This is a genomic window from Viridibacillus arenosi (assembly GCF_001955655.1).
Lineage (GTDB): Bacteria > Bacillota > Bacilli > Bacillales_A > Planococcaceae > Viridibacillus > Viridibacillus arenosi.
Genome location: NZ_MSPW01000002.1, coordinates 544,202 through 561,267, shown reverse-complemented (window position 1 = coordinate 561,267; position 17,066 = coordinate 544,202). Strand labels below are relative to the sequence as shown.

General features: G+C 35.2%; 18 protein-coding genes and 1 pseudogene. 4 read left to right on the top strand and 15 right to left on the bottom strand.

Features of this window, described 5'->3' with window-relative positions; genetic code table 11:
• Window positions 1–134: 134 nt before the first annotated feature.
• The 8 genes and pseudogenes from BK137_RS06610 to BK137_RS22590 form a co-directional block, all read right to left on the bottom strand.
• Complete coding sequence (locus BK137_RS06610; protein WP_038186627.1) at window positions 135–338, bottom strand: helix-turn-helix transcriptional regulator; 204 nt, start codon at window positions 336–338, stop codon at window positions 135–137.
• A 12-nt stretch (window positions 339–350) separates the two neighbouring features.
• Entirely contained in the window at window positions 351–749 is a 399-nt protein-coding gene (locus BK137_RS06605; protein WP_038186628.1) for a hypothetical protein, read from the bottom strand.
• 391 nt (window positions 750–1,140) lie between these two features.
• Window positions 1,141–1,995 (bottom strand): alpha/beta fold hydrolase, encoded by an 855-nt coding sequence (locus tag BK137_RS06600; RefSeq protein ID WP_235175751.1) that lies wholly within the window; start codon window positions 1,993–1,995, stop codon window positions 1,141–1,143.
• 367 nt (window positions 1,996–2,362) lie between these two features.
• A complete protein-coding gene (locus BK137_RS06595) occupies window positions 2,363–3,385 on the bottom strand; it encodes a sensor histidine kinase (protein WP_038186630.1) in 1,023 nt (340 codons plus the stop codon).
• Complete coding sequence (locus BK137_RS06590) at window positions 3,382–4,059, bottom strand: response regulator transcription factor (RefSeq protein WP_038186632.1); 678 nt, start codon at window positions 4,057–4,059, stop codon at window positions 3,382–3,384. The genes BK137_RS06595 and BK137_RS06590 overlap by 4 nt, the downstream gene beginning before the upstream one ends.
• Before the next feature lie 10 nt (window positions 4,060–4,069).
• Window positions 4,070–6,136 (bottom strand): FtsX-like permease family protein, encoded by a 2,067-nt coding sequence (locus tag BK137_RS06585; protein ID WP_038186634.1) that lies wholly within the window; start codon window positions 6,134–6,136, stop codon window positions 4,070–4,072.
• Complete coding sequence (locus tag BK137_RS06580; protein WP_038186643.1) at window positions 6,126–6,908, bottom strand: ABC transporter ATP-binding protein; 783 nt, start codon at window positions 6,906–6,908, stop codon at window positions 6,126–6,128. Before BK137_RS06580 ends, BK137_RS06585 begins: the two co-directional genes overlap by 11 nt.
• Before the next feature lie 156 nt (window positions 6,909–7,064).
• Window positions 7,065–7,163 (bottom strand): annotated as a pseudogene (locus BK137_RS22590) (HD domain-containing protein); the annotation flags it as partial.
• 357 nt (window positions 7,164–7,520) lie between these two features.
• Here BK137_RS22590 and BK137_RS06570 point away from each other — a divergent pair.
• On the top strand, window positions 7,521–7,700 hold the full coding sequence (locus BK137_RS06570; protein ID WP_038186645.1) for a small acid-soluble spore protein H: 180 nt from the start codon (window positions 7,521–7,523) through the stop codon (window positions 7,698–7,700).
• Window positions 7,701–7,886: 186 nt separating this feature from the next.
• Here the strand turns inward: BK137_RS06570 and BK137_RS06565 are convergent, their stop codons facing one another.
• Both BK137_RS06565 and BK137_RS06560 read right to left on the bottom strand, forming a co-directional pair.
• Entirely contained in the window at window positions 7,887–8,201 is a 315-nt protein-coding gene (locus BK137_RS06565) for a hypothetical protein (protein WP_038186647.1), read from the bottom strand.
• A 270-nt stretch (window positions 8,202–8,471) separates the two neighbouring features.
• Window positions 8,472–8,747, bottom strand: coding sequence for a hypothetical protein (locus BK137_RS06560; RefSeq protein WP_051448755.1), 276 nt, complete (start codon window positions 8,745–8,747; stop codon window positions 8,472–8,474).
• 359 nt (window positions 8,748–9,106) lie between these two features.
• Between BK137_RS06560 and BK137_RS06555 the strand changes: the two genes are divergently transcribed.
• The gene (locus BK137_RS06555) at window positions 9,107–10,669 is read left to right on the top strand and encodes an alkaline phosphatase family protein (protein WP_038186649.1); all 1,563 of its coding nucleotides are present in this window, start codon (window positions 9,107–9,109) and stop codon (window positions 10,667–10,669) included.
• A 609-nt stretch (window positions 10,670–11,278) separates the two neighbouring features.
• Window positions 11,279–11,587: a hypothetical protein gene (locus tag BK137_RS06550; RefSeq protein ID WP_143691000.1), complete on the top strand. Its 309-nt coding sequence runs from the start codon at window positions 11,279–11,281 to the stop codon at window positions 11,585–11,587.
• A gap of 101 nt (window positions 11,588–11,688) precedes the next feature.
• Here BK137_RS06550 and BK137_RS06545 read toward each other — a convergent pair whose 3' ends face one another.
• The 5 genes from BK137_RS06545 to BK137_RS06525 all read right to left on the bottom strand — a co-directional run bounded on the left by BK137_RS06545 (window position 11,689) and on the right by BK137_RS06525 (window position 15,649).
• Window positions 11,689–12,384 (bottom strand): ABC transporter ATP-binding protein, encoded by a 696-nt coding sequence (locus tag BK137_RS06545; protein WP_051448756.1) that lies wholly within the window; start codon window positions 12,382–12,384, stop codon window positions 11,689–11,691.
• Window positions 12,381–13,196, bottom strand: coding sequence for an ABC transporter permease (locus tag BK137_RS06540; RefSeq protein ID WP_235175752.1), 816 nt, complete (start codon window positions 13,194–13,196; stop codon window positions 12,381–12,383). The genes BK137_RS06545 and BK137_RS06540 overlap by 4 nt, the downstream gene beginning before the upstream one ends.
• A complete protein-coding gene (locus BK137_RS06535; protein ID WP_038186652.1) occupies window positions 13,193–13,648 on the bottom strand; it encodes a nitrous oxide reductase accessory protein NosL in 456 nt (151 codons plus the stop codon). The genes BK137_RS06540 and BK137_RS06535 overlap by 4 nt, the downstream gene beginning before the upstream one ends.
• A complete protein-coding gene (locus BK137_RS06530; RefSeq protein ID WP_038186655.1) occupies window positions 13,645–14,934 on the bottom strand; it encodes a right-handed parallel beta-helix repeat-containing protein in 1,290 nt (429 codons plus the stop codon). Before BK137_RS06530 ends, BK137_RS06535 begins: the two co-directional genes overlap by 4 nt.
• Window positions 14,935–14,995: 61 nt before the next feature.
• Entirely contained in the window at window positions 14,996–15,649 is a 654-nt protein-coding gene (locus BK137_RS06525; protein ID WP_038186657.1) for a nitrous oxide reductase accessory protein NosL, read from the bottom strand.
• Between the two features lie 545 nt (window positions 15,650–16,194).
• Between BK137_RS06525 and BK137_RS06520 the strand changes: the two genes are divergently transcribed.
• Window positions 16,195–16,938, top strand: coding sequence for an alpha/beta fold hydrolase (locus BK137_RS06520; RefSeq protein ID WP_235175753.1), 744 nt, complete (start codon window positions 16,195–16,197; stop codon window positions 16,936–16,938).
• The last annotated feature ends 128 nt before the right edge of the window (window positions 16,939–17,066 follow it).

Sequence of the window (17,066 nt, the reverse complement as noted above, 5' to 3'; positions counted from 1 at the left end):
TTTCCAAATAAGCCATCATCTGTTCTCATACGATAAATACCCCAAACCGTTAAAACTATCCCAAAAATAAATAATATAAATTGCATTTTCATTCCTCCGTTGTTTGTTTAATATGTGTATCTTAATGAAATGGATTATTTGTCATCCTCATCGAAAATAAAAGTTTCTTCAATTGATAAATTAAAAACAGAAGCTATTTTATACGCAAGTAGCACAGATGGATTATACTTTTGTTTTTCTAATGAGATGATTGTTCTAGAAGATACACTTACTTTATCAGCTAATTCTTGTTGCGTTATCTCATATTCTATTCTCAATTCTTTTACTCTATTTTCCATAGATCCTCCTGATTAAAGAAAATGATTGTAATATTTTCTAGACCCAAATTCAATAATTATTAAAGATATTAAGACAATAAATAATGCAGTATTTGTCGGGATTATCACAAAATTAGTTAAAAACATAAGAATTAATATTTCGGATATCAGAATATACATGGAAAAGCGAGCAACTTTTCCATCAATTAATGCATCTCTTTCGTCATATTCCTTTGCTAATTCCTTTTCTAGTGATTTATTCTTTCGAGATGTAATGTAAGAAATTGTTGAGTACAACAAAAGTATTCCACCTAGGAGTACTATGATATAGCCAAAATTAAATCCTACTGATGTATCGAGAATGATTTGAATGATTCCCACTATAATTACCAAGGTTGAGAATAAAAAACGCTGTATGAATAGATTTTTCAAAAATCCCTCTCCTAACCAACTTATTTCCCTTTAGTGAAACTAACTTCATGTGAAATTAACTTCATGTGAAGTTAATTTCATGTTATTCTATTACAAGACAAACGTCAAGTATTAAAAAAAAAATCGAATCCTTTAAGGAATCGACCTTTTACTTTAAATGTTCGTTGCTATACATTTAAAAATAAAAAAACATCTTAAATAAGGTGTTTTTTTTAACTTGTTTGTTCAACTAAAGCACCCGTTAGTTCATAAGGTTGTCAAATTTTCTATATTTAATAAGCAAAATTTAACTTCTTATCATTCATTTCAAATTTATCGCCCTCAGTAGCTATTTTTTCAAATCTTGACTGATTAGGGATCGATCTTGCGCTTGACATACAATAAGAGCACTTCAGTCCCTGCCCGCCTCGTAAAACTTCTGCGCCAGCATAGCCGGTCTTGTACGCGAATCCGTAAAGTGATCACCGTCGCCGACGATTAGACGGGACTGACCAAGACGTATTGACATATGAGGATGCCAGCCGAAGCCCTCTCCTTGAGGCAATGCGTTGTCTTGGTAGAAATAGAGATAGCTTTTGGGCGTAGACAGCGCGTAGAATGCTTTAAGATTCAGCTTCTCGAAAAGTGGCTTAGCCGGTTCCGGAGTGACGCTCGCATACATCTGTTTCGCTTCCTCTAAAGTGGCCGTGTTGACGAAAAAATCTCGAAACAGTGGAAATGGAAGCATGATCGTATCGTCCATTGAGCCGGCCCTGAGTAGCTCGAAACTTTTCCTCATTTGAGCCGGGAACTCATCGACAACCGACTCGCCGTCTTTCAGTACGAACGCGTCCCAGAAGACAAGGCGCTTTATGCGATCCGGTATCTGTTCTGCAACCTTTTGGATGACAGTTCCGCCAAAGCTGTGCCCGACGAGAACAAAGTTGCATAGGTTCAGTTTCGTTATAAAATCAACGACGGACTTAGTGATCATCGCATGCGTTACATCTTTGTTCGGATCAATGCCATGACCTGCGTACTCTGGTGTATAGACGGCATGCCCGTGACTGCGCAGCACCGCCGCTACGCCGTCCCAGAAGTGAGCGTCAGCCCAAGAACCATGCACAAGTACGAAGGTAAGCCGTTGTTGTGCGGGTAAACGATATCTTTCACCCGATACGAGGGCAGGAGAGTAATAACACCCGTGGGGCATAACCCTATAATCGTGGTATGGGAATTTATTAATTTCTTGGAGATAAGGAAACATGTACATGACTTCCTTTCAAATCAATATATATTTTCAGTTTATGCCCACTGCGATTGAGTGGTTCCCACAATTAACCCACCCAAACAAAGTCGCATGAGAGAACGGCCGAGAAACTAAAATACCCGTACTGATTCCAAAGGATAAAAGTTATAATTATGTTATGTATAAAAGGCAATTGTTTTAACCCCTGCCTCAACCCCAACATGGTACGTCGCACCGTAATTGATTTTCAACTAACCTACCCTTTTAGTTGAATAAGAAAAAAAAAGCTGTCTTAACAGCTCTACGCTCTTCTACTAAAGCACCCGTTAGTTTAAGTGTAAGTTTTTACAATATCTAAAATAAAATGATTTAATGTCTATCTAACCTAAATTTCAGGAAATAGAAATTGAATGACAAAACCATCCTCATATTTAGACTCAACATAAATTTCAATCTGCAATTCATCGCATAATTTCTTTACTAGATACAAACCTATCCCTGTAGACTGCTTTCTTTTAGTATTATCTCCTGTAAATCCTTTATCAAAAATGAAAGGAAGATCAGAATTAAGCACTCCAATACCATTATCACATATTCTTAGATAATACTGATTTTTCACGATATCAAAACCAGTTTTTAACCAGATAAAGCTTTCAATTTTTTCATTAGAGTATTTAACTGCATTCACAAGTATTTGCTTGAAAATAAACTGGAGCGCTCTTTCATCTGACACAATTGGTACATCTTCCATCTGAGATATAACTTTCACATCTTTTTCATCCAGTAATGATTGTAGCTCCAACAGTACATCTTCAAAGTAGTGATTGATTGAGACTCTCTCTAGCTTATAATCAACATGCGCTGCATGTAATCTTGCATAAAATAGTATTTGTTCTACATTATCATTTATATTAATTTTTGCATGTTCAAGCCTTTGATATACTAATTCTGACATTTCTTCTTTGCGATTATGTAAAACAAAGTTTAATAAAGAAATCGGAGTCTTTATCTCATGTACCCAGCTTTCGATAAAATCTTCATAATCTAGTGACCGTAATTTAACCTCATCTATTTGGTCATTGAGCATCCGTAATTTATTGGCTAAATCATTGACCTTTTCCTTTTGTATTTCGCCAATCGATTGTATCAATCCAGATTCTTGCTCCGGTGAAGGATCTCTTAGAAATTTATAAAATACTTTGTCTTGCTTCGTCTGTCCTTTCCAAACATGGAATATGGCCAACACAATACTCGCGATTGAAAAAACAATCATAATGCCCACTAAAAGCTTGAATGTTTCAGGATACGCTACCCACGCTAGAAAAATAAAAAAAGCATTATTTATACAAAGAAGTACTATCCAAGCACGTGATAGTTTGACCAGAGTTAGCCAATCCCTTAGTTTCATTTGTAAGCCCCCACTAGTAATTGATAACCTACTCCTCTGACCGTTTTGATTCGATTTGACAAGCCAGCTTCATCAAGCGTCTTACGTAATCTGGTCATATTCACTTGCAATATGTTTTCATCTACATATTCGCTACTTCCCCATAACTGATTAAATAACTGTTCTTTATTTACCACTGAAGGTGCACATTTCACTAAGAGCTTCATAATCATTCCTTCATTCTCCGATAATGAAATCGAATTGTCGCCAACATACAACACATTTGTCTTCTCATCGAGTTGAAAATCACCAGCATCTAAAAGAATATGCATATTTGCATAGAGGTGCTGCAGTTTTTGAATTCTAGCAATTAGCCGTTTCGGATGGCATGGCTTTGTTAAATAATCATCTGCACCTAATTCCAATGCATGTAGCTCATCACGAAGTTGATTGCGTGAGGTTAGCACTAAAATGGGGCCTATTCCTCTAGCCTTTAATGCGCGGCAAATTTGGAATCCAGATAGATTTGGTAAATTTAAATCTAGTAGTATGAGCGCTGGAGAAGCTGAAATAATATCTTCCAAAGCCGTATCAAAAGAAGAGATACTCTCTACAGAGTATCCCTCTTTTTCTAAAATACTTTGTAACTCTTCACGTAGGAAAACGTCGTCCTCAACAATGACGATCTTTGCCATGATTTCACTCCTACTCAATCTCTTTTAATTTCTTTATTTCTTCATTACTCTTTCGTTGAATCATCCATATATAACAAAGTTCAAAAACGATAAACGCAATAAGAATAATGGCTATCACCATACTATTTTCTAAGCTCAGGGTCATTGAAGGAAAGGTAGTCAACAGGGACCAAATACCAAAAATGCTGCTGACTAATGCTACCGAAATAACTAAACCAAAATACAACCAAATTTGATTCCTTGCTGATGAACAAAGTGATTCAATATTTGCCCCTAGCATAGCTAATGTATAGTATCTATGTCTTGTACTCCGTTGTTGCATAAGAAAGTTTAAACCCAGTACCGTATTTGCAATAATAAGAAACATAAAGCCTAGATAAAATGTTGTATAGCTTCCTGCAACTGTATAAAACAACTGTCTTCCCATGCTAGAAAGATAGCTTTCATAGTCTAAACCGTAAGTATTCATCAACTGATCTACTTCATAGGTCGCCTGCATTAACCCTTTTTCCTGAACAAATTCAGGTTTTAGCACCATATTCCATAGCCATGAATCTTGAGAACTTCTAACGAATCGATGATAAATATCATCAGGTACAATCAATGCATAGGAAAGCGTAATCGCTCTATCTGCAACGACATTGCTTGTGTATAATGTCGAGATTAATTCATATTGTAGTTCACCTATACTAACTGTTGGATTATCCTGGAGTGCCCTTCTTAATATATCATAAGAGTGCGAGAATTCTTCATCAGAATACAGGGCAACTTCATCGTCTCCTAATATAATAGGAGCTTTGTTAATAGATGTTAGCATTGCATTATAACTAGAAAGTGCAATGAAATAAGGCTCATCTTGATAAGATAAATTACTTAATAAACGCTCTTTTTCTTCTGAACTTTTTTCTTTGGAGATGGTTTCTTCTAATCCAGACCAAGAAAAAGTATGTACAGCTGTATTTGCAGACATTTCTGCATCTGTAGGATCAAAATTCCCTATTTTCATCTCGTAATAGCTGTTGACGTATGGCGTCACTTGATCAGATACGAGTGCAGCAACAATTTCTTCTTCTGATCCTTTAAACGTAAAGTCAGCAGTTCTACTAAATGTAGTACTATTATTTAAAGCAGTAGAAGTTCCAAAAGCAAAACAAACCATCGCCATTAAAATTAACAGTGATGATATGGCAAGGGAGCTCCATTGATGCAAAACATTCTCTTGAAGTTGTCTAGCTGTAAATACAAATAAACCGGTAGAAGAACTGCTTTTACGTTTTACCGATGCTCCAATTAAACTTCCCAAGCCACGAAACAGGATAAAAGTTCCACAGATTCCTATTAGTAGTATTAACGCAAATAGCCTATAATCCAGGCTACGCAAATATAATACGGCTAATCCATAAGCTACACATAAGAAAATGGTTCCAAGGAGTAATGCTGCTCCAGTCAGGAAGCTAACCTTACTCCACACAGGTGAAAGTACTCGTTGCGATTTTTCCTTTTGGTCATTCAGCAAATCTACTGGTTCCTTCCTGCTCATTGTTAAGCTAAGAACAAACACAGCCAATAATTGCACGACAATAAATCCAAATACCGTTAATCCTAGCCCCACCCAGGAAATGCGAAATTCGTGACCAATTATCCCCATGCCAATAAGCCTTGAAGTTGCCAGACTAATTAGCTCTGTTAAAAATAACGAAATGGGAACGCCAATGCATAGAGCAACTAAGCTATTCCACAATGTTTCTCCCATAATCATGGAGAACAGCTTACTTTGCCTCATTCCCATCATCAAATACATGCCAAATTCATGACTACGTTGTTGGAGTTGGTATCTATTTGCAAAATAAACTAAGAAAAATACGAAGAACAGTGAGACGCCATAGAGAATCGGAATCATTAACAATAGCCGATCTACCGCATCACTCTCAACGGTTTTCAAATATACAAGCACATCTTGCTCACCAAGTGACAGGATGACATAAAAAGCAACAATCGAAATAACGAGTGAGGCGAAGTAAACCCCATTTTCTTTTCGCGTTTTACGACTATTACGCTTGATAAAATCAAAGAACATTGCTACTACCTCCTCCTAGCTGCGCCAAAACAGTTAGGATACGCTCATAAAAAGCATTTTGGGTTTCTCCAGGCACTTTCTTTCGAAGCTCATGAAAAATCACCCCATCTTGGATAAATAAAATTCTAGAACAATAGCTTGCTGCATTTGCATCATGCGTAACCATCAAAATTGTGGACCCCTCTTCCTGATTGTTAGCATATAATTTATCCATTAAGGTTTTTGCATTTCTTGTATCCAAGGCTCCTGTTGGCTCGTCTGCTAATAAAATGCTCGGATTTGAAATCAAAGCCCTGGCTGCAGCAACTCTCTGCTTCTGACCTCCTGACAACTGAGACGGAAATTTATCCAATACAGGATCTATATCGAATTGTTTAGTTAATTTTTGAAGTTGCGCTTCTTGCTCTTTAGGATTTACACCATGTATGGACAACGGTAGAATGATATTTTCTCTAGCTGTTAAGTTATCAATCAATTCAAATTCTTGGAATAAGTATCCTATCTTACTTCCTCTATATTTTGCTAGTTTTGACCCTTTAAATGATGATATATTCTGACCCTCTAATAAGATTTGTCCAGCTGTTGGCTTTAGCATAGTGGCAATGGAATTAAGCAATGTTGTCTTGCCCGATCCACTGGTTCCCATGATTCCAAGAAACTCTCCTGGCAGAACATCAAAGGAAACCCCCTGCAACGCAACAGTTTCACTTTGTCCCTCACCAAATATCTTATGTACTTCTTTGACTTGAAGTAGTTTATCTGAAATATTCATATAATTCTCTCCCACGTAAATTTTCTATAGTAATACCATACAATAAAAAATTAGTAATTTACTCTTACATCTGTTGTAAGGTTTGAAATGAGAGGAATATCTCCTTTATTTTATGGAAACATCATGTAATAACCCTGCTATCTGCTCTTCTACTTAGCCACCAAGTATTCTTATTAACAACATAACACCTTTTGAGTGTTCAAAAGTGACATTCCATTTTTCATTTACCAAGTAACTTGCTCCACCTTGAAAAACGACCACCTATAATTTATTGGGTGGTCGTTGTATTTTTTTTATAAAGAGTGAACATTTTATGCTTATTGAACTAAACTGCCCAGTTAGTTCAATAAGAAAAAAGAGCTGCCTAAGTAGTTCAATGATCTTCAAGTAAAGCCCCCGTTAGCATAAGAACATTTATTTACAATTTTCGCTAACTTGCCCCGATAGTGGAAATAATTAAAAGCTGCCTAAAAAAACTGCCGATCTTCAAACGCACCTGTAAGTTCAGTAAAGGTGTTAGTGATTCTAGGAAGTATTTTATTTACAACAAGTATATTTAAGTAATTTGAAACAAATATTATACCTGTTGCAAACCCAAAGGAGGTGGATAAAATGAACGCACAACGAGCAGAAGAAATTGCTTCTTCACCAATTATGGCTAATGTAACCTATAATGAGGAAAGTATCTACATTGAGCACGTGGATAAACAAAATGGAACAGCTACAATCCATCCCCTTGATGAACCAAATAAAAAACAAAGTGTTTCTGTAACCAGCTTAAAAGAACAGTAATTCCCTCGATTCAATAATAAACCTCCACTTTCGGGTGGTGGTTTATTGTTCGATTAAGTTCAAGTCCCATCTTATTAATTAATCAATCTATCCCCTTGTTGAACCATCCTGCCCCGTTAGTTGAATAAAAAAAGAGCTGACTGAACAGCTCATAGATCTTCTACTAAAGCCCCCTTTAGTAAAAAATCATTTGTTTATTAAAGTAAAATCTTCGCTATTTCCATTCCAAAGTACTTTTATTACTAACTCATCTTTTACAGTTGTAGATGGGCTATTCGAAACCGATAATTTTTTTTTATATATGCCTTCTTTATTTAAAAAAGCATCATTCTGACTAAAATCAAATTCTCCGTTATTTTTTGTTTCAACATCGTAACTAAAAGCTTCAATATCCTGAATGCTATGCCCTTTGTAGTTTATTTGAATGTGATATGTTTCGTCTCCGTCAGTCTGATTAACAGTTACTTTAGAGGACCAATTTTCACCCTCTCCAACAAACATTAAGTCACTCTCATTTACTTGGCATGCAAACAATAATAGGATTACCAAAAATATAGTTGCTAAAGTTAATTTTTTGACAGAAAACACACCTCTCAATCAATTAGTTTTATCACAATTTCCCTAATACCTTTATTCACTAAACTGCCCCTTTAGTTGAATAAGTAAAATACGAAAAAATCTCGAATACGTCTATTCTTTCGAGTTACGAAAAAAGAAGACTCACATTCTATAAATTATTTAATAGACTTCCTCTGAGTAAAATGACTATCTCTAAGTCCCAAAGTTACCAAACAACATCATACAGATAGCGAAAATAGTTATGACTAATAAAGCTAACATACCAAGAGAAGAAATAAGTAAAGTAATTATTTTCAAAAGTCCTTTTACACTAAATAAGGCAGTAAAAAATGAACCGATTAGTAGTAATAATAGTATCAATATGTCCCATGAATCAGGTAAGGGATTCAATACTTGCGGGATAATAAAACCTAAAATGATAAAAGTGATTAACAACACCAATGAAATCATACTCAAGTATCTTCTCATCGTATCAACCTCCCTTTCAAACAAACCTGCCATATTATTAAAACACCATTTATACAAATATCACCAAACCACTTTTAAGCTGTCATTAATTATCCTACAGAGTTATTTAACATAATCTAGTAAAAATATTATCTATGCTGTGGCAAACCAAATTATTAAAAGGAGCCCGACAAACTGTATAGGAGGTTCTCCTGAAAAAGAATATAAAGAAATTGGTAAGGTAACAAAACCTAACTTTTTGAGTAGAAACTTAACCTGTCACCATCTTAATAACACTAAATTTTAATTTTTTTAATTTGACGTATCTTCCTTCCAATATAAACCACACTAACTGTCCATTATAGAAAAAGGGTGAAAACATGGTAAATAAAATAGTGGTATCCGTTATCGTATTCATTTTCTTAATAGTTAGCCTTACATTTGCCTTTTCAATGTCTCCTACCAAAGATATTAAAAACACTGTTATCAATCAAAAGCAAAAACCAGTCATACTCATTACTGTAGACTCTCTTATGAGTCAGTCCATTCAAAAAGCTATTCAAGAAAGAAAAGCACCTGCCTTATCATTTTTAATAAAAAACGGACAATTCAACCCAGAAGTAATTAGCTCTTATCCTACAATGTCCGTTGCGATTGACAGCACTTTGTTGACTGGGACTTATGCTGATCAACATAAGATTCCAGGTCTCATTTGGTTTAAGAAAGATGAAAATCGCATTGTTAGTTATGGAAGTGGGATTAGTGAAATATGGAGCCTTGGAGTTAAAAATGTTGCCTTTGATGGTATTGTAAATTTAAACAAAGAGCATTTAAGCAAAAATGTTCAGACCATTCATGAAGAACTCTCAAAGGATAACATTCAATCTGCCTCTATCAACGGACTTTTATATCGTGGAACTTTTCACCATCAATTAAATGTCCCAAAACTAATATCAGCAGTGGGACTTCTACCAAATGAAATAGATATCAACGGACCATCACTACTTTCTTTGGGAACATTGTCTCAATATGATCCCAATAATGATCGTCAAAAGTTTGCGTGGAGAAGTATGGGCGTAAATAATCAATTTACCGTTAACGAGTTAAAATTTTTAATTAAACATAATAAAGTACCTGCATTTACTCTGGCCTATCTTCCAGATGCAGATAAAGATTTACACAAAAACGGGCCAGAGGATATAGAGCCAATTGAAAAAGCAGATCAATATCTTCAAGAGCTACTCAATTCCTATTCGACTTGGGAGGAAGCGATTAAACAGGCAATTTGGATTGTGCATGGAGATAGTGCCCAATCTAAGATTATTAAAGATAAGAACACTTCCCTAATTGATTTAAATGATGTTTTAAAAAGCTATACTTTTTGGGAACGTAAGAAGAAGAATGGCGAAATTGCAATCGCGATAAACGAGAGAATGGCGTACATTAACTTAATTAAAGAAAACATTGAAATTTCAAAAATAATAAAGACATTAAAAAAAGATAACCGAATTAGTATTATTGCATGGAAAGAGGGAGGAACAAACTATGTTACTTCTCCAGAATCCGATAAGATTTTTACATTTTCACCAAACGGTCACTATAAGGATCTGTATAACCAATCATGGAAGTTAGAAGGTGATCATTCTATTTTAAATTTGGAAATTGATAATCAAGGGCTTATCGAATATGGCGATTATCCAGATGCTCTCGCAAGACTTAATGGTGCTCTGCATTCACATGAAGGTCAATTTATTATTGTAGATGCCAAACCACACTTTGAATTCATAGAAAAACATAGTCACAACCATGCTGGTGGAGGAGCACATGGTTCTTTACACAAAGTCGATTCTCTTGTTCCGCTCATAATCGCTGGTACACAAGAAAAACCTGAATACAATAGACTTGTTGACATTAAAAAATGGATCATAAAATTAACAAAGTGACTCCCAATTACTGTTTTAGCCCATCTGGTAAGTTATAGAATAAATCTTCAAGTTGAGCTGCTTGTATTGCTTGAAATACTTATTTCGCATCATGAACCCGATTTAGTTAATAAAAGTCATGAATCAAAAAAGCGACTACCTATTTTTGTGCGAGTCCTATGAACTCATGTTTAAAATCAGATCAGATTAATCCTCTTCTACATTTAATGTTTTTCTTGGTTCAAAGACGTGTAAATAGGATTCCTAGTATAACTTCCATTTGTTATTGAACTAAACTGCCCCGTTAGTTGAATAGCAACAACATTTGAGAAAATAGCCTTTCTATTAGGGATGGCGTCAGATTTATGCGGATTTACAACGTTAAGCATAAAAAGCCCCTAAATCTCGCTTTGGAAAGGTTATAATGATAACTTTTGAAACTTTTATAATTGAATTAACGTAAATATAGTAATTATTTATTGTAGGGAAGGGATTATTATTTTAATTTATTATTTGTTATTTGGTTTAGGTGGGCTTTTAGTTATAGGCACAGTGATTATTTTTATTCTATTGTGTATAGAGAGAGAAATTGAGTTTTGGCCGACTATTAAAATGCTGGGCGGTTTTCTAATGGGACTCCTACTTTTATGGATGACCATTCCAAGTCTAAAATCTGTAATAACGAAAGATTTTGATGTTGTTAATGGAAAATGCACGATAGAAATATCTTCATCTGGTCGTTCTTCTGATTCGACTTTTAATATGCTTAATACAGACGAACAATTTAGTTTCAATGAGATTCCTGAACTTGATGCTTATGGCAAATCAATTCCTTATTACTGTGAGATTACGGTGACCAAAGACCATATGTGGGAAATGGATTATAAAATTTACGATTTAAAGACAGGAAAGCTTATGGATTCACACACAGGTGAGTAGCTTATTGAAAAAATAAGAAGAATAATTATACATACGCAGCTGAAAAAATGTTCACAAATCAAAGTTTGGAAATACACCAAAAAGCCACGAATGTTGTTAAATCAACGTTTCGCGGCTTTATCTAGCCCAATTTTCTGCATAAATAGCTCCTCTAAATGTTCACAAGATGTTTCTGACAGAACATCTTGAATAGCTCCATTCATAAGCACTCTTCCATTATGTATGAGAAGTATATCATCAGCTAGCTCCTCTGCGAATGACAATAAATGCGTTGAAAAAAGTACCGTTTTACCTTGTTCTTTTTGTTCTTGTAAAATTTGTTTTAGCTCAGCAATCCACAGTATATCCAAACCATTTGTCGGTTCATCCATAATAAGTAACTGTTCTTTACCTAATAAGCTTTGTGCCAAATTTAAACGCTGGCGCATCCCTTTTGAAAATTGGCTCACTCTTTGCTTACGAAAATCCCACAGTCCTACTCGTTTCAACACTTTTTCACGCTCTTTTGCTGACTCCTTTTTCAAACTGCCTAGTAATTGTAAAATTTCCTCAGCAGTGAGTGCTGGGGGAAAATTCACATCATCTGGCATATAACGAATAGAAGGCACACTAGCCCAATGAAGTTCTCCGCCATTTGGCTGTTCTTCACCAATGAGTAATCGGATTAACGTACTTTTTCCTGCACCATTACCACCAGCTAACGCAATAATACGTCCTTCACTTAAGGTAAAAGACGCATCTAACAAGCCTTGATGCTCGGAATATTTTTTTACTAAAGACTTACCTTCTACAATCATACTTGGTCCCCCTTTCTACGTAATAAAAACCCAGCAAACAATAAAGGCAATACGATCCAACAAATCGTTACTAGGACATATACAACAAGACCTGCCAGCGAGCTATAAAATTCAGTGAATTCATAAAAAGAAGGACCAAGAACTGAATGTTGTCCAGAAAAGATGAAATAGCCAAAACGAATCCATTCGGCTGGATTTAAATGAATCATTACAATTGTTAACTTTTGTAAAGTATGACCAGCTACTACTGTACCCACTGCCATTAACGCATAAGACAACAGTAACAATGCAAATGCCCAAGCTAGAAGCGACAACGCTAACGCATGTAGACGACTTTTGGCCACAACCCCGCAAACAATCGCTAACGCTGAAAAAATTAGGATTGTTACACTGGATAAGCCAACGAAGACAAGTGGCAAATGAACTTGACCTGCTAAACTACTCATGCCTAATACAATGCTAAAAGCCAATAGTAAAATGAGCATGAAGGATAATAGTAGTGCCACATACTTCCCAAAAATATAATTCTTTATTGTCATTGGATATGTTTTTAATAATGAGAACCAGCCTGATTCCAAATCATTCGCTATCCCCATACTTCCAATTGTTAAGATGAACAGAGGCAATAGGAATAGGAGTAAATTTAAGAAGCTAGCTGTTTGTCTGGTGAAATTATTCATATCAGGTAAAGCAATTTGCTGTATTATCGATATCGCTGCGAAGACAAAAACAAATAATACAGCCACTAGTTGCATCCAACGACTTCGGAGCATTTGCTTCCATTCAAGACGTATGAAAAGTCCGTTAATCAATGATGGACACCCCATTTAAATGAATCTAAATCAGAGTAGCTCAGCAATTGCCCTTTGCCTACTTTATCGATATATTGTTGTGCTGAATCTTTAGATTCAAAGGCAATGACGCCATATGACATCGGTGTCCAAATATCTTTGTCATACACGTATGAAGCTGTTTTAACATCGACCCAATTCTTTTCGCCCTCATCTTTGATAAAGGCTTTACCAACATCGCCTTTGTTCAGATTCTTCATATATTCAATCAAACAACCTAGATCATCAAACATTTCATAGTCCCCATTCGATAAGGCAATTTGTCCGGCATATTCTTCATGCACAATACTCATATTGCACACCTTACAGACATCCGTTTCACTAACGATTCCACGCGGTTTAAAGTCTTTATTACTACAAGCTTGTAATAATAAGACTGCAGCTAATAAGACAACTAACCCTCTTTTCTTCATACACTTGCTTCCTTTCTCCATAACCATAATCCGAGCACTAGTCCTGTAAGACCGGTAACTACTTGCCACAGTTGTATATTCCCTTCAGTTGTCGCTTTTTGAGCACTATACATCATCGGTTCTTTATCTACTAATTGCTCAGTTTCTATTGCATTGGTTTGGCGATCCATTTTATTTAATAGCACTACACTTGGTGATTCGATGAAATATTGATAACTGGGCTTGCGCACCATCCATTGCCCAAAGCTTTGCAATGCCACATAAGGACTATCACCAATACCATTGTCGTCAAAATCTATGCCATCATAATCATCGTAGTAATTTTGAGAAATGCTACTACTGGTTCCATCGGACCGTAAATTAACAATATTACCCACAAAGTCATTTGCATATACGGTGTTCTCCTTGTTAGAACGAAGGAGTTCAATTGCGGTTTGATTCATCTGGAATGTATTATACTCCACCGTTGAAGTCGCTAGTTTTTGTGTAGATAGGGCTGTTCTATTATTCTGGAAATGGTTATAAAGAACGTCGATATTTTTTGCTTCAAACAGCACCATTCCAGAACCATTCAAGCCATTTTGCTCTGTCACATGATTGTTTTGTAACTGCGCATCTTCCGTCATCATGAGCATAATACCCGTCACATTTTGATTGAAATCGTTCTGTTCGGCAAGTGCATCTTCAGTATACATAAAGTGGATGCCATAACGACTATTTTTAATAGCGTTATCTGTCAGTTTGATTGCCTGAGCCTTTTCAATATAAAAACCATCCTGTACGTCTTGCACTTTGTTATTTGAAATAGTTAAATCGTTACTGTTAAACACATCCAGACCATTTCCTTTTTTCGAATAATGCCCATTAATTCCTTTAATTTTTAAATTATTTACTACCACGTGCTTAGAATTATGAATTTGTACACCGCTCCAAACATTTTGAAGCTGTACATTGTGTAAATTTACTTGCGAAGTATTTTTCACGACAATGCCTACATGGGCATCGGCAATATTAATATTTTCTAACGTTACATTTTGCACATTTTCAATCTTCATTAATGATTCTTTCCCATTGCCCTCTAGCATGGTATGTTTGGAACCCCTTAATGTAATTGGTTTAGTAATAGTAATCTGTCCTGTATAAACACCATCCTCAAGTACTAGCACGCTACCGGCTGGTGTCCCATCGATTTGTTCCTGTAAAGTTAGCTGATCTGCTTTAGCAGGCATTGCGAAAATGAGCCATAACAAAACAAAATAGTATAGTATTGTACACAGATGTTTCATCTTTCCACCTCCATTTAACAACAAAAAGGCTAGAGTCTCCTCCAGCCCTTTATGCATACGGTTAGTGACTATCCTCTGATTTCATGTCCATATCCATCGATTCACTATCTCCTGATTCTGAATCCATATCCATATTCTTCGATTTACTAGAATGACGATCTTTCATTTTCTTGTAACGATCATTTGAAACTTTATCAACATCTGATAGCGCTACTACTTTTGAGCTATCATTTCCTGCGATAAAGATATCCGCACTTTCTTGATCTTTGAAATAGGCGTAACCATAATTCATTGGTGTTTTAATGTCCGCTTTCACAATAACGGCATCCTCTAGTTTTAACCAATCTTTTGAATTATTATCACGTACAAACTTTTCTAACTCTAATCCATCTTTACGTTCTTGATTTAGCATACAACCCACATCGTCAAAGAAAACACCTGATCCATCTTCTTTAATGCCTTGTGCTGAAAATGCTCCCATTTCATGATCTATTTCATAAACTTTCATATTGCAAAATTCACATACCGTATCTTTTGTTGGTTCATGCAAATGATCTTCTACTGCATTGGTAGTAGTTTCAGAATCCACAGTGCTTTGTTTTGTTGATATACTTTCTGATGTGGTACTTTTACCTGTAGTTTTATTGTCTTCTTGACCACATGCACCAAGTAGGGCTGCCGCAATGACAACTGTTAAGGCTAATTGTTTTTTCATATTTTATTCTCTCCCTCCAATTAGAGATAATTTTACAAGATAAATGTGAAATAAGATGAAAATAAATATGTATAATATGGGAATTTTTATTTTGGCAACATCAATAGTTTTTCAAATTCTTTTCAATAACTCTTTCGTTAGCGTCTTAACAACCCCCGATGTTTTATCACTCTTACATCCTATCTACGCTTAAATGTCCCCTGTTCCGGTTCCTATACAAAAAAGAACGTCATTCAATAGCCTTTTTTGTTAAACTAATCTGCCCAGTTAGTTGAATAAAAAAAGAGCTGTCTGAACAGCTCAAAGATCTTCTACTAAAGCCCCCGCTAGTTCAAGAAAGGAAAAAAGAATTGCCTATGCAACTTAATAATCTTTAACCACAGCACCCCTTGACATACTAAGAACTTTATTTTCAATCCACAGTTAGTGGGAGAAGGAATTATAGAAATCCAACGAGAATATGTTAATAAACCAATTATTAAAATAAAGTTAAAAGAATAATTTGATGAAGTGTGGTGTAATTATTGAAAATAGAGAAATATGAAATGAAAACATCAAAAGGGAAGTTACAATATAATATTAGTGGAAATGGTAAACCAAATATAGTTTTAATCAATGGTGGGGCAGGTCCTATTGAAGGTTGGATGAAAATACTAACAGAAATTTCAGAATATTTTACTGTATTTTCTTATAATCGGTTTGGAGTTGGTGGCAGTGATAAACCAAACGAATCACAAGATGGTACAACGATAGTAAAAACTCTTCATGAAGCACTTACTATAGCGGGGATTGAACCTCCATTATTATTAGTTGGACATTCATTAGGCGGATTATATGTAAATTTGTTTGCTCGACTTTATCCGAACGAGGTAGCTGGAATAGTTTTTTTAGAATCTAGCCATCCTAAAGATTTAAGCCTAAATGAATACCAAGGTAATACAGTAAAAACTATAAACAAATTGTTCAAAATGTTTGATTCGTTGTCTTCACATAAACAATTTGATGAAGTTAATTATGTGAAAGATACTGTGAATCAAATACAACAAATAAAGATTTTTCCCGAAATACCTGTATTTATTGTTACAGGTGGAAAGGAAAATCGAATGATACCAGAGGAAGTTCGAACAAAACGAGTAGAGAATCAATTGGAATATCTTTCATTGTCTAAAAATAGCAAACATATTGTCGCTGAAAAAAGCGGACATTTTCCTCAATTAACAGAGCCTACAGTCGTCATAAATACTATCAAAGATTGTGCAAAACAGATTAATTCAAAGGATAATCAATAATTTTGATGATTAAAGATAATATCAGCTTGTATTACATGTAATTTAGTAAAAGTCTTTTATATTCCATTCCTCTCGTTCTTATCTTACAATTTTTGTTTAATACACTTTAAATGTTCAAATGCGACTTA